Below are 11,099 nucleotides of genomic sequence, written 5' to 3'. Positions count from 1 at the left end.
AGGACAGAGCACTGTCCCCGGTCCCGGCAGCCGTGTCATGATCGCGCCCGGGCCAACGACACGTCAGGTCGTCCATCAACCGACACCACAGCCCGTCCCCGGACACCCCTCGGCCCGGTAGCGGTCGGACCACTTCTTGGCGGTCCGCGCGGAGACCATGAACATTGTCGCGGCCGCGGTGTGGGTCCAGCCGTGCTCGACGACGAGTTGAGCGAGCCGCAGCCGGGCGCGCGGGGTCAGGGCGGCGTTAGCGTGGGACACGAAGGCCTCCGGTGGGTGAAGCGGTTCCTAGACAGCTCCACTTCACAACCGGAGGCCTTCGTCTGTCAGCCAGACTCACCGCCCCCGGACGGGACAACCTCCCTGGACATCACACGTAGTCGACCGAGTTGTGCGCCAGCTCCCAGTTCTGCAGGAACAGCAGCGACGCGACCGTCTCCCGGACGGTCGGCATCCACCGGTTCTCCGGCAGCAGCCAGAACCCGGCCACCACACCCGCGGCCAGGACCACCGTCATCGCCGGCAGGAGCCGGGAGAACTGCCGTCGCCAGGTGGCGAGCACGTCGACCCCGCCCCGCGCCGCGGCCCGGTACAGGCCACCGGTGATGAGGAAGCCGGTGATCAGGAAGAAGACGTCGACGCCGCCGGAGACCCGGCCGACCCAGACGTGGTAGACGACCACCAGCAGCACCGCCAGGGCGCGCAGGCCCTGCAGCTCCGGACGGAACCGGGAACGCGTGGCATCGCCGACCGTCGTTCCGGTGCGGGCGGCGGGTGCTCCACCGGGAGACGTCACGAGTGGCAGCTCCTCGTTCGGCGCGGGCGGGTAAAGGGAAGTTTACGTTCCGGCCGCTCAACGACGACGGCGGTCACCGGGTTCCCCCGGTGACCGCCGTCATGGGTCAGGGTGTCGCTCAGTATCCGATGTATCCGCCGTGGCTGCCGACCCGGCCACCCGCATCGAGGGTGTCGATGCCGTAGCGGTCGATCATGTAGCGGACGCCGGCGGTGATGTTCGCGATCGGGTCGGTGATCGACCGGTCCGCGAAGTCCGGGTGGACGTAGGCCGCGAACGTCGAGGGGATGACCTGCATGAGGCCCTCGGACGGGTTGCCGGCCGCGGCGTTGGAGTCCCAGTTGTTGATGGCGTTGGGGTTGCCGTTGGACTCCTTGAGGATGATCCGCTTGAGCCCGGCCGCGTAGGACTGGGACAGCCCCATGTGGTCCAGGGCCTCGGCGATCCAGCCGTCCAGCCCGCCCTTGGCGACGATCGCGTCGATCCGGGCCTTCTCGGCTGCGCGCGCCTGCTCGGCCGCGGCGGCCTTGGCGTGCTCGGCGGCGATCTTCGTCGCGATCTCGTGCGCCTTGCCCAGCGACGCGAGGTCGGCGTCGCTGGCGGGGGCCGCGGACTGCAGCGCGCCCGACGCGGCGGACGGCTGGGCGAAGGAGACCGGGCTGAAGAAGCCGGAGGTCGAGCCGTCGCTGGTCTTCGTGGCGGACGGGATGTTCGCCGAGTACGCGGCCAGCGTCGTCGCGGCGGTGGTGCCGCCCTCCTCGGCGTCGGCCTGCGCGGAGGTCCCGTCCAGGGTGGTCGGGACGATCGCGGCGAACGCACCGGAGGCGAGCACGCCGAACGCGGCGCCGGTGGCGGCCGTGCGGGTGCCCGCACGACGTGCGGCGTGCGCGGGGCCGCCGTGCCGCGGCGAGCGGAGGGACGGCGCAGCGGCCGTTGCTGCGGGTGTGGTCGCCACGGATCGGGGGAACCCGTGGTGGCCACCGGGGGAGCGGTGTCCGGTCAAGGAAACGCCTTTCAGATCACGGACGGCACCGCGCACGAACGGCCGGGTCGGGGGTCCCGGGTGAGCCGGTCGGGGAGTCCGGCTCCAGCCCGCTCGTGATCGGGCCGTGATGACTGGGGACAACCGTAGAGGCCCCCGCCCCGGGGGGCCAGCACCGGGGGCGTCGGTCGCCGCGCGACAGACACCGTTCACCGGTTTCGTGATCTTGAGCGAGTGCGCGAGGCAACCCGATGGACGGTGCGACCCGGCCGACGGACGGTGGTCTCCGCAGGTGGCGGGCGGGCGACGAACGGCGCAGTACTAGAGTTGGCTCAAGGTTTTCACGGGCCGTCCTCGCGCTCGTAGTAGCGCAGCGCCGAGTGCGGGAACCCGCTGCGCTACTACGAGCGCGAGGGGCTGATCTCCGCGACCCGGACCTCGGGCAACCAGCGTCGCTACCGGCGCAGTGTGCTGCGCAGGCTCGCGTTCGTCCGGGCGGCCCGGTCCATCGGGATCGGGCTGGACGAGGTCCGCACCGCCCTCGACGCGCTTCCCGCCGACCGCACGCCGACCCGGTCGGACTGGGCGCGGCTGTCGCGGTCCTGGCGCGGCAGGCTCGACGAGCAGATCGAGGCGCTGACCGCCCTGCGCGACGGCCTCGACGGCTGCATCGGCTGCGGCTGCCTGTCGATGACGACCTGCCGTCTGGTCAACCCCGACGACGCCGCCGCCGCGTACGGCGACGGGGCCCGGACGCTGCCCGCCGCGCTGCGTCGCCCGCCGGTGCACGGCCGGTGAACCCTGGGTCGCGACCGCTGCCGTGGCGCCCCGGGCTGCCTAACCTGGGGTCGTGACCGATCTCGTGCCGGACCGCTGGTTGACCGTCGACGGCCTCGCCAACGCCCGTGACGTCGGCGGCCTCCCGCTCGACGGCGGGGGCCGCGTCCGCACCGGCGTCCTGCTGCGCACCGAGTCCCTGGAGGGGCTGGGCCCGGCCGCCGTCGCGTACCTCACCGACGAGCTGGGCGTGGTCCAGGTGCTGGACCTGCGCACCGACCGCGAGCGCACGACCTACGGCCTCGGTGCGCTCGCCGACGCCGGGGTGCCGGTGCACCGGCTCAGCTTCATCCCCGAGACCGGCATCGCACTGCCGGAGACCGGGGACGCCCAGGCAGTGCTCGACCCGATGCTCGGCCACTACCTCGCCTACCTGGAGGGCCGGGGGGAGTACGTCGTCGACGGGGTCCGCCGGATCGCGGCCCTGGACTCCGGCACGACCGTCGTCCACTGTGCCGCGGGCAAGGACCGCACCGGGGTGCTCGTCGCGCTGGTGTGTGCCGCGGTCGGGGTGCCGCGGGAGGAGATCACCGCCGACTACGCGCTGTCCGCGACCCGGATCGACGCCCTGTTCGAGAAGTGGACGACCGCCTCCGGCGAGCCCATGCCGCCCGCCGAGGAGCTCGACCGGCACCGCCCGCGGGCGGAGGTCATGGCCGAGTTCCTGCGGCTGCTCGACGAGCGCCACGGCGGCCCGGTCGGCTGGCTGCAGGAGAACGGCCTCACCGACGACGAGCTGGCGCGCCTGCGGGCCCGGCTGCGCGAGGAGAGCGCCTGAGCACCCTCAGGGCAGCTCCTCGATCGGCACCATCGGGTCGAGCTTGCGCAGCGACCCCGGGTCCCCGGTCACCGCGGGCCAGCCCCGGCGCCGGGCGGCGGTGACGACCTGGCCGGTCACGATGTCGTCGAGCCCCTGGGAGGCGAGCAGCAGCCCGGCCTCCTGGGCGCTCTCCGGGGAGAGCTCGTGGATCACGGTGTTCGGCAGGCCCAGCAGGACCTGCAACGCAGCGTGGTGTTCGGCGTCGACCATCGACCAGGCGCGGCCGAGGGCGGCGCTGGGCACCGCGAGCACGATGTTCTCCTCCACCGCGGCCCACACCAGGGCGCGCATGTAGACGGGGCGACCGGTCGCGAAGGCCGCCAGAGCCGAGGCATCGAGGACGCGTCCGCCGATCATCGCGGGCTCAGCCGACGGCCACGGGCGGAACCGGGCGCAGCGAACGGCGCGCGGCATCCAGCTCGTCGGCCGGCGGGGGACCGCCGTAGAGGTCCGCGAGGGTGGCCAGGGAGCGGTCCCGGTCCTGCCGTGCCTGTACGGCTTCCGCCACGTAGGCGGACAGGCTCGCCGCCGATCCGCGGGACACCGCGTCCCTCGCCTCTGCCACCAGCTCGGCCGGCAGCGTGACCGTCACCCGCTCGCTGCGCATACCGGAATGGTACTCCGCGCATACCGCCACTGGCCACGGGCACGCCGCGGGAAGCAGGTTACCGGCGGGTATGGAAGGCTCCGGGGCGGGACAGTGCCGACCTCACACGCAGAACGGGTGCATCCATGGACCTGACCTTCACCCCCGCCGAGGAGGAGTTCCGCGAGGAACTGCGCTCCTGGCTCGGCGCCCACATCCCCGACGAGTGGACCCGTCCCGGGTTCTGGGAGTCGCTGGAGGACTCCGAGAGCTTCCGGCTGCGGCGCGACTGGGAGCGGGACAAGGCCGACGCCGGGTTCGCCGGCATCCAGTGGCCCGTCGAGTACGGCGGTCGCGGCGGCACGCCCGGCATGAAGGCCATCTACGACGAGGAGACCGTCCGCGCCCAGGCGCCGCGCACGGTCAACCCGCTCGGCCTGACCTTCCTCGCGCCGACGGTCATGGCGATCGGCACCGACGCGCAGAAGAAGGAGATCATCGGCCCGCTGCTGCGCAACGAGGTCGTGTGGTGCCAGGGCTTCTCCGAGCCCGGCGCCGGGTCCGACCTCGCGGCGCTGTCCACCAAGGGCGTCCGCGACGGCGACGACTTCGTCGTCAACGGACAGAAGGTCTGGACCACCAACGCCGTGCACGGCGACAAGATCTTCACCCTGGTCCGCACCGAGGCCGGGTCGGAGAAGCACCGCGGCATCTCGATGCTGCTGATCGACATGAACCAGCCCGGCGTCACCGCGCGGCCGCTGCGCCAGATGAGCGGGGCCAGCGAGTTCGGCGAGGTGTTCTTCGACGACGCCCGCGTCCCGGTCACCGACTGCCTCGGCGAGATCGGCGACGGCTGGCGCACCGCGATGCTGCTGCTGTCCTTCGAACGCGGCGCGTCCGGCATCTCCCAGTACACCGAGTTCCGTCGTCAGTACGACGAGATCGCCGCCGTCGCGCGGAAGCTGGGCCGCGCCGACGACCCGGTGATCCGCGACGACCTGGCCCGCGTCCTGACCGAGCTGGAGTGCCTGAGGCTGCACTCGATGCACGTGCTCACCCAGGTCGAGCAGGGCCGCGACCTCGGCTTCGAGGCGTCGATGACCAAGCTGCAGTGGTCCGAGGCGTTCCAGGACCTGTGGGAGGTCTACGACCGGATCCTCGGCGAGGACGCCACGCTGGACGCCCTGCCCGACGGCACCGACCTGCGTCCGCTGCACGCCCAGGCCATGTGGTCGCGCTCGGTCACGATCTGGGGCGGCTCGTCCCAGGTGCAGCGCAACGTCACCGCCGAGCGCGTGCTCGGCCTGCCCCGCTGATCCGCAGGAGGAGCCACCGATGTTCTTCGCACTCACCTCCGACCAGCAGGAGTTCGGCGCCGCGGTGCGCGACTACCTGGCGCAGCGGTTCGACCTCGCCGCCGTGCGGACGGTCGTCGAGAACCCGTCCGACGACGGCAACCCGGCGTCGCTGTGGCGCGCGGCCGGCGAGCAGGGGTGGACCGCGGTCACCGTCGACGAGGACCACGACGGCCTCGGTCTCGGCCTGGTCGAGGCCCAGGTGATCGCCCGCGCCCTCGGGGCTGGCGTCGCCCCCGGCCCGTGGCGCGGCACCGTGCTGGCCGCCGACGCGATCCGGCTCGCCGGCTCCGACGAGCAGAAGGCGGCCTGGCTGCCGAAGCTCGCCGCGGGCGAGGCGGTCGGCGCGTTCACCACCCGGGGCAGCGTCGCGACCGGTCTGCCGGTGGTGGAGTACGGCGCCCTGGCCGACGTCGTCGTCGCGCCGGCCGAGGACGGCCTGCCCGGGCTGGCGCTGGTCACCGGCGCCACGGCGTCGCCGGTCGGCAGCTACGACGGCACCACCCGGCTCGCGTCGTGCAGCGGCGGGACGGCCGAGGCGCTGCCCGGCACCACCGTCGAGCTGCAGCGGCTGCTCACCGACCGGGCGACCGTGCTGGTCGCCGCGGACCTGGTGGGCATCGCCCGCGAGGCGCTGACCCGCACCGTCGCCTACGACCGCGAGCGCACCCAGTTCGGTGTGCCCGTCGGGTCGTTCCAGGCGCTCAAGCACGCACTGGCCGACCTGCACGTCGGGGTCACGATGGCCGAGCACGCGGCGCTCTACGCCGCGCACGCGGTGGACACCGGGCTCGACGACGCCGAGCTCGCCGTCGCCGTCGCCAAGGCCAAGAGCAGCGACGTGGCGCTCCAGACGACCGCGGCGATGATCCAGTTCCACGGTGGCATCGGCTACACCTGGGAGCACGAGGCGCACTTCTTCTACAAGCGCGCCAAGCGGCTCGCCGGCCAGTACGGCGACGTCGCCGTCTCCCGCGAGCGGATCGCCTCCCTGACCGTCGGCGCCTGACCCGTCGACGGGCCGCGCGTCGTCCGGCTCGGCCCGCTCACCGCGGCCGGGCCGGAGGCCAGCGCGAGGCCAGCGCGAGGCCAGCGCGAGGCCAGCGCGAGGCCAGCGCGAGGCCAGCGCGAGGCCACAGTGCACGTCGTCTGCTCAGGGCGGATGTGCGCTGTGGACTCGCGCGCCCGGCGCGGACGTGGGACCGTCGGACGATGGCACCCGTCACACCGGTCAACGCCACCGCCGCCGCTCTCCTCGGCCTGCTCCACGGAGGGCCGATGACCGGCGGGCAGCTGGTGGCCGCGGCCGGTGAGCGGTTCGGGCTGTTCTTCTCCGTCACCCGCAGCCAGGTCTACCGCGAGCTGCCCGCGTTGACCGAGGAGGCGCTGCTGCGTCTGGGCAAGCAGGGCCCGCGGGCCAGCCAGCAGTACGTGGTCACCGCGGCGGGCAAGCGGTCGTTCAAGCACTGGCTCGCCACCGGCGGCGACGCCGACGCCGTCCGCAGCCCGCTGGTGCTGCGGCTGCTGCACGCGGGGACGCTGACGGTCAAGCAGCGCACCGAGCTGGTCGCGGCCGCCCGTGAGGCCTACGCCGAGCGGCTCGCGGTGGCGCGCGCCGCCGCCCGCGCGACCGACGACCCCTACGGCCGCCCGGTCGCGGACTTCGCCGTCGCCCACACCCGGGCGATGATCAAGCTGATCGACGCGATCCCCCAGGACTGAACCGGGGCGCACCCCGCGTACCCTCGACCGTTGTGAACTCCGACGTCCAGGCCGACCTGAAGGACCTCGACACCACGCTGTCCAGCATCGAGGCCGTCGCCGACGTGCCCCGGCTGCGCCAGGAGATCGAGGAACTGTCCGAGCAGGCGGGCCGGCCGGACCTCTGGGACGACGTCGACGCCGCCCAGCAGATCACCAGCCGGCTGGCCTACGCCCAGGGCGACCTGCGCCGGCTGGACGACCTGCGCCGCCGGCTGGACGACCTGCCCGTGCTCTACGAGCTCGCCGAGGACGAGGGCGACGAGTCCGCGGTCGCCGACGCCGACGCCGAGCGCGCGAAGCTCCGCAGCGAGATCTCCTCGCTGGAGGTCCGCACGCTGCTCTCGGGCGAGTACGACGAGCGCGAGGCCCTGGTGACCATCCGTTCGGAGGCGGGCGGGGTCGACGCCGCCGACTTCGCCGAGATGCTGCTGCGCATGTACCTGCGCTGGGCCGAGCGGCACGGCTACGGCACCGACGTCTACGAGACGTCCTACGCCGAGGAGGCCGGCATCAAGTCGGCCACCTTCGCCGTCCACGCCCCGTACGCGTTCGGGACGCTGTCGGTCGAGGCCGGCACCCACCGCCTCGTGCGGATCTCGCCGTTCGACAACCAGGGCCGGCGCCAGACGTCGTTCGCCGGTGTCGAGGTGGCCCCGGTCGTCGAGACCTCCGACCACATCGAGATCGACGAGAAGGACCTGCGGGTCGACGTGTTCCGCGCCTCCGGGCCCGGCGGTCAGGGCGTCAACACCACCGACTCCGCGGTCCGGCTGACCCACATCCCGTCCGGGATCGTCGTCGCCTGCCAGAACGAGCGCTCCCAGCTGCAGAACAAGGCCTCGGCGATGGCCGTGCTGCAGGCGAAGCTGCTGGAGAAGCGGCGCCAGGAGGAGCGCGAGCTGCGCGACTCGTTCAAGGAGGCCGGGTCCTCCTGGGGCAACCAGATGCGCAACTACGTGCTGCACCCGTACCAGCTGGTGAAGGATCTGCGCACCGAGCACGAGGAGGGCAACCCCTCGCAGGTGCTCGACGGCCAGATCGACGAGTTCATCGAGGCCGGCATCCGCTGGCGCAAGCAGACCGAATCCGCCTCGTGAGCCGGGGTCGTCGCGCGGCCGCCGCCTGCGGCGCGCTCGTCCTGCTCGTGCTCGCCGGGTGCACCGGTGGTGCCCAGGAGCCTGCCGCGGACGGCGCCCCGCCCGCGGCCGTCGCCGCACCGTCGGCCCAGGACGCCGTGGCCGCGGCGGGCACCGCGCTCGTCGACGCCGGGTCGGCGCGGGTCGATGTCGAGCTGGACTCGGTCACCGGCCCGGTGCGTGCCTCCGGTCCCGCCCGCTTCACCCCGTTCGCCGCGGACCTCACCGTGGCCCTGGGCACCCGCGGCGCCCAGGTCAGGGTGCTCGACGAGCGTGCCTGGGTCCGCTTCGGCGGGAGCGACCGCTGGCAGCCGCTGTCCACGGGGCTCGTCCCGGTCGGCGCCGTCGGCGGGATGCTGCACGCCGCCCCCGGTCTGCGTGACGTCGTCGCCGCGCCGGGGACCACCGACGTCGACGGCGTCGCCGCGACCACCTACACCGGGTCGGTGGACCTCGCCGCCGCACGGGCCGGTGCCCCGGACCCGGCGGTCGGGACCCGTCTCGACGAGCTCGCCGGGCTGGTCTCGCCGACCCCGCGGTTCACCGCCTGGCTCGGCGCCCCCGACGCCGCCCCCGCCGACCGCGGGCGGCTGCTCCGGCTGCGTCTGGAGCCGCAGGCCCCGGCCACCGGGACGCAGGCCGCCGGCGCCGCCGTCCCGGGCGCGGTCACGGTCTCGTTCGCCGACCCCGGGGTGCCGGTGGAGATCACCGCCCCCTGACGACGCTCCCCGCGTCCCGTCGTTCGCCCGGCTCGCCTCGCGTCTCGGATCTCGCACCGCGCACCTCGCGGGGTGCGCCTCGCGGTCTGCGCCGCGCCCCGGGGCGGTCGCGGTGCGCCGAGATGCACCTCAGCGGGCCGCAGAGAGCGACAACTCCCGCTGAGCTGCATCTCGGCGTCGCGGTGGCCGGGTTCCGCCGTCGGGATGCAGCTCGGGGCTGTGCGAAGGGTCGATGGACAGCCCTGAGCCGCATCTCGATGCGCGTCCGATGCGCGGCGGGGCGGATCGGCGCGGCGCGCGAGCCGGTCGGGTCGGCGGGGCGGGTCGGGCGGGGCTCAGTGGGCTGCGGTCGCCCCGCGGGTCAGGGCGGCGAGCGACACGGCGGAGAGCGTGGCCGCGGTCAGCATGGTCACGGCCATCGCCGTCGCGCTCGACCCGACCAGCGGCGAGACCAGGGCCCCGAGGCCGAACTGGGTGGCCCCCAGCAGGGCCGAGCCGGCCCCGGCGCGGTCGCGGACCTCACCGGTGGCCAGCGCCGCGCTGTTGCCCATCACGAAGCCCAGCGTGGTCAGCGTCGCGAACAGCAGCACCAGCACCGGCCAGCGCGCCGCCCCCAGCAGCACGACGACCAGCAGGGCCGCGCACAGCACCACCAGTCCGCCGACGGCCGTCACGAGCTGGCGCCGCGGGGCGATCCGCGCGGCGAGCCGGCTGCTGACGACGTTGCCCAGCACCAGGCCGGCCGCGTTCGCCCCGAAGGCGAGGGCGTACTGCGTCGTCGAGAGGCCGAGGGTCTGCTGCAGCACGAACGGCGACCCGGAGATGTAGGCGAACATCATCGAGAACGCCGTGGCGAAGGCCAGCACGTAGCCGACGTAGCGACGGCGGCCCAGGAGCGCGCCGACGTCGGCGAAGGTCCGTCGCACACCGCCGGTGCTGCGGGCCGTGACCGGCAACGTCTCGTGCACCGCGACCAGCGACGACACCAGCATCAGCAGCGCCAGCCCGGCGAGCACCACGAAGATGCCCCGCCAGCCGACGACCCCGCCGAGCGAGCTGCCGATCACCGGGGCCACCACCGGCGCGATCCCGTTGATCGCCATCATCAGCGAGAACAGCTGCGCGGTCCGCGCACCGGTGGTGCGGTCGGAGATCATCGCGCGGCTCAGCACCAGGCCGGCCGCCCCGCCGAAGCCCTGCAGGAACCGGGCGACGACGAGCACGGCGACCGACGGCGCGACCGCGCTCGCCAGGCACGCGACGAACAGCAGGACGGTGCCGGCGACGACCAGGCGTCGCCGCCCCCAGCTGTCCGAGAGCGGGCCGATCACCAGCTGCCCGACCGCCAGCCCCACCAGGAACGCGGTCAGGGTCAGCTGCGACGCCGACGCCGAGGTGCCCAGCTCGGCCGCCACCGTCGGCAGCACCGGCAGGTACATGTCGGTGGCCAGCGGCGCCACGGCCGTCAGCAGCGCGAGGACGCTGATCCACACACCGTCCGGGACGGTGCGGCCCCGCACCGTCCTCGGCGCGGCCTGCTCGGTACCCACGGTCATGACTGTCCTCTCCGGCGACGATTACCTATGAAGCTATATATGAACTGTCGCGTAGTATCGCGTCTGTGACCGAGGTCAAGGACCGGGACGACTGGGCTGCGCTGGTGGACGCCGTGCACGACCTGTCGCGCGTGCTGCGGGCGGCGGGAGAGCGCGCGGTCGGGCTGGACGCGATCACCGGGTCCGAGCACGAGGTCCTGCGGTGGGTCTCCGCCCGTCCCGGGAATCCCGTCTCGACGGTGGCGCGCGGGCTCGGCCTGCAGGCCAGCAACGTCAGCACCACCGTCCGGTCGCTGGTCGAACGCGACCTCCTGGAGCGCCGGGCCGACCCGGCCGACGGCCGTCGTGCCCTGCTCCACCCCACGGCGCGAGCCGCCCGGCACCGGGAGCTGCTGGACGCGGCGTGGACGCGGCAGATCCGGCGTGCCCTCGACGACCTCGACGACGCCGACGCCGTCACGCTGCGGGCGGCGGCCCCGGTCCTGGACCGGCTCGCCGGTGCGCTCGACCCGTCGCGGGCCCCGGTCGTCGCCGGACCGGCCTGA

At 73.9% G+C, this 11,099-nt stretch carries 13 protein-coding genes and 1 pseudogene; 8 read left to right on the top strand and 6 right to left on the bottom strand.

Features of this window, described 5'->3' with window-relative positions; genetic code table 11:
* Nucleotides 1–96 precede the first annotated feature (96 nt).
* The 3 genes and pseudogenes from FVA95_RS19275 to FVA95_RS33075 all read right to left on the bottom strand — a co-directional run.
* Nucleotides 97–261: pseudogene (locus FVA95_RS19275) on the bottom strand (leucine zipper domain-containing protein); the annotation flags it as partial.
* Nucleotides 262–370: 109 nt separating this feature from the next.
* Nucleotides 371–796 carry an acyltransferase gene (locus FVA95_RS19270; RefSeq protein ID WP_193564383.1) on the bottom strand — a complete coding sequence of 142 codons (426 nt, stop codon included), beginning with the start codon at nt 794–796 and terminating at the stop codon, nt 371–373.
* A gap of 118 nt (nt 797–914) precedes the next feature.
* A complete protein-coding gene (locus tag FVA95_RS33075; RefSeq protein WP_240051603.1) occupies nt 915–1,751 on the bottom strand; it encodes a transglycosylase SLT domain-containing protein in 837 nt (278 codons plus the stop codon).
* A gap of 420 nt (nt 1,752–2,171) precedes the next feature.
* Here FVA95_RS33075 and soxR point away from each other — a divergent pair, with 420 nt between their 5' ends.
* Both soxR and FVA95_RS19255 read left to right on the top strand, forming a co-directional pair.
* On the top strand, nt 2,172–2,576 hold the full coding sequence (soxR, locus tag FVA95_RS19260; RefSeq protein ID WP_149665435.1) for a redox-sensitive transcriptional activator SoxR: 405 nt from the start codon (nt 2,172–2,174) through the stop codon (nt 2,574–2,576).
* A 52-nt stretch (nt 2,577–2,628) separates the two neighbouring features.
* Entirely contained in the window at nt 2,629–3,393 is a 765-nt protein-coding gene (locus FVA95_RS19255; RefSeq protein ID WP_149665434.1) for a tyrosine-protein phosphatase, read from the top strand.
* A 6-nt stretch (nt 3,394–3,399) separates the two neighbouring features.
* On the opposite strand, the gene FVA95_RS19250 is transcribed toward FVA95_RS19255, so the two are convergent.
* The gene (locus FVA95_RS19250; RefSeq protein WP_020621779.1) at nt 3,400–3,792 is read right to left on the bottom strand and encodes a hypothetical protein; all 393 of its coding nucleotides are present in this window, start codon (nt 3,790–3,792) and stop codon (nt 3,400–3,402) included.
* Nucleotides 3,793–3,799: 7 nt separating this feature from the next.
* Nucleotides 3,800–4,042 carry a hypothetical protein gene (locus tag FVA95_RS19245; protein ID WP_020621780.1) on the bottom strand — a complete coding sequence of 81 codons (243 nt, stop codon included), beginning with the start codon at nt 4,040–4,042 and terminating at the stop codon, nt 3,800–3,802.
* 125 nt (nt 4,043–4,167) lie between these two features.
* Between FVA95_RS19245 and FVA95_RS19240 the strand changes: the two genes are divergently transcribed.
* The 5 genes from FVA95_RS19240 (at nt 4,168) to FVA95_RS19220 (ending at nt 8,998) form a co-directional block, all read left to right on the top strand.
* Nucleotides 4,168–5,340: an acyl-CoA dehydrogenase family protein gene (locus FVA95_RS19240; protein WP_149665433.1), complete on the top strand. Its 1,173-nt coding sequence runs from the start codon at nt 4,168–4,170 to the stop codon at nt 5,338–5,340.
* Nucleotides 5,341–5,359: 19 nt separating this feature from the next.
* Nucleotides 5,360–6,388, top strand: a complete 1,029-nt coding sequence (locus FVA95_RS19235; RefSeq protein ID WP_149665432.1) for an acyl-CoA dehydrogenase family protein — start codon at nt 5,360–5,362, stop codon at nt 6,386–6,388.
* 203 nt (nt 6,389–6,591) lie between these two features.
* Entirely contained in the window at nt 6,592–7,101 is a 510-nt protein-coding gene (locus FVA95_RS19230; RefSeq protein WP_149665431.1) for a helix-turn-helix transcriptional regulator, read from the top strand.
* 32 nt (nt 7,102–7,133) lie between these two features.
* Nucleotides 7,134–8,240 carry a peptide chain release factor 2 gene (prfB, locus tag FVA95_RS19225; protein WP_060713113.1) on the top strand — a complete coding sequence of 369 codons (1,107 nt, stop codon included), beginning with the start codon at nt 7,134–7,136 and terminating at the stop codon, nt 8,238–8,240.
* Nucleotides 8,237–8,998, top strand: coding sequence for a hypothetical protein (locus FVA95_RS19220; protein WP_149665430.1), 762 nt, complete (start codon nt 8,237–8,239; stop codon nt 8,996–8,998). Before prfB ends, FVA95_RS19220 begins: the two co-directional genes overlap by 4 nt.
* Nucleotides 8,999–9,333: 335 nt before the next feature.
* Here FVA95_RS19220 and FVA95_RS19215 read toward each other — a convergent pair whose 3' ends face one another.
* Nucleotides 9,334–10,548 carry a multidrug effflux MFS transporter gene (locus tag FVA95_RS19215; protein WP_240051602.1) on the bottom strand — a complete coding sequence of 405 codons (1,215 nt, stop codon included), beginning with the start codon at nt 10,546–10,548 and terminating at the stop codon, nt 9,334–9,336.
* Between the two features lie 71 nt (nt 10,549–10,619).
* Between FVA95_RS19215 and FVA95_RS19210 the strand changes: the two genes are divergently transcribed.
* Nucleotides 10,620–11,099, top strand: a complete 480-nt coding sequence (locus FVA95_RS19210) for a MarR family winged helix-turn-helix transcriptional regulator (protein WP_161992358.1) — start codon at nt 10,620–10,622, stop codon at nt 11,097–11,099.

Origin of the sequence: Pseudonocardia sp. EV170527-09 (assembly GCF_008369905.1) — a bacterium.
Taxonomy (GTDB): Bacteria; Actinomycetota; Actinomycetes; order Mycobacteriales; family Pseudonocardiaceae; genus Pseudonocardia.
Note: the sequence above shows the minus strand (reverse complement) of the source record. Positions and strands in the feature narration are given on the sequence as shown.

What these genes read in the sequence shown, in the direction of transcription:
- FVA95_RS19240 (WP_149665433.1), top strand. Translation starts at nt 4,168, where the DNA reads ATGGACCTGACCTTCACCCCCGCCGAGGAGGAGTTCCGCGAGGAACTG.
- FVA95_RS19245 (WP_020621780.1), bottom strand. Translation starts at nt 4,042, where the DNA reads ATGCGCAGCGAGCGGGTGACGGTCACGCTGCCGGCCGAGCTGGTGGCA.
- FVA95_RS19250 (WP_020621779.1), bottom strand. Translation starts at nt 3,792, where the DNA reads ATGATCGGCGGACGCGTCCTCGATGCCTCGGCTCTGGCGGCCTTCGCG.
- FVA95_RS19235 (WP_149665432.1), top strand. Translation starts at nt 5,360, where the DNA reads ATGTTCTTCGCACTCACCTCCGACCAGCAGGAGTTCGGCGCCGCGGTG.
- FVA95_RS19230 (WP_149665431.1), top strand. Translation starts at nt 6,592, where the DNA reads ATGGCACCCGTCACACCGGTCAACGCCACCGCCGCCGCTCTCCTCGGC.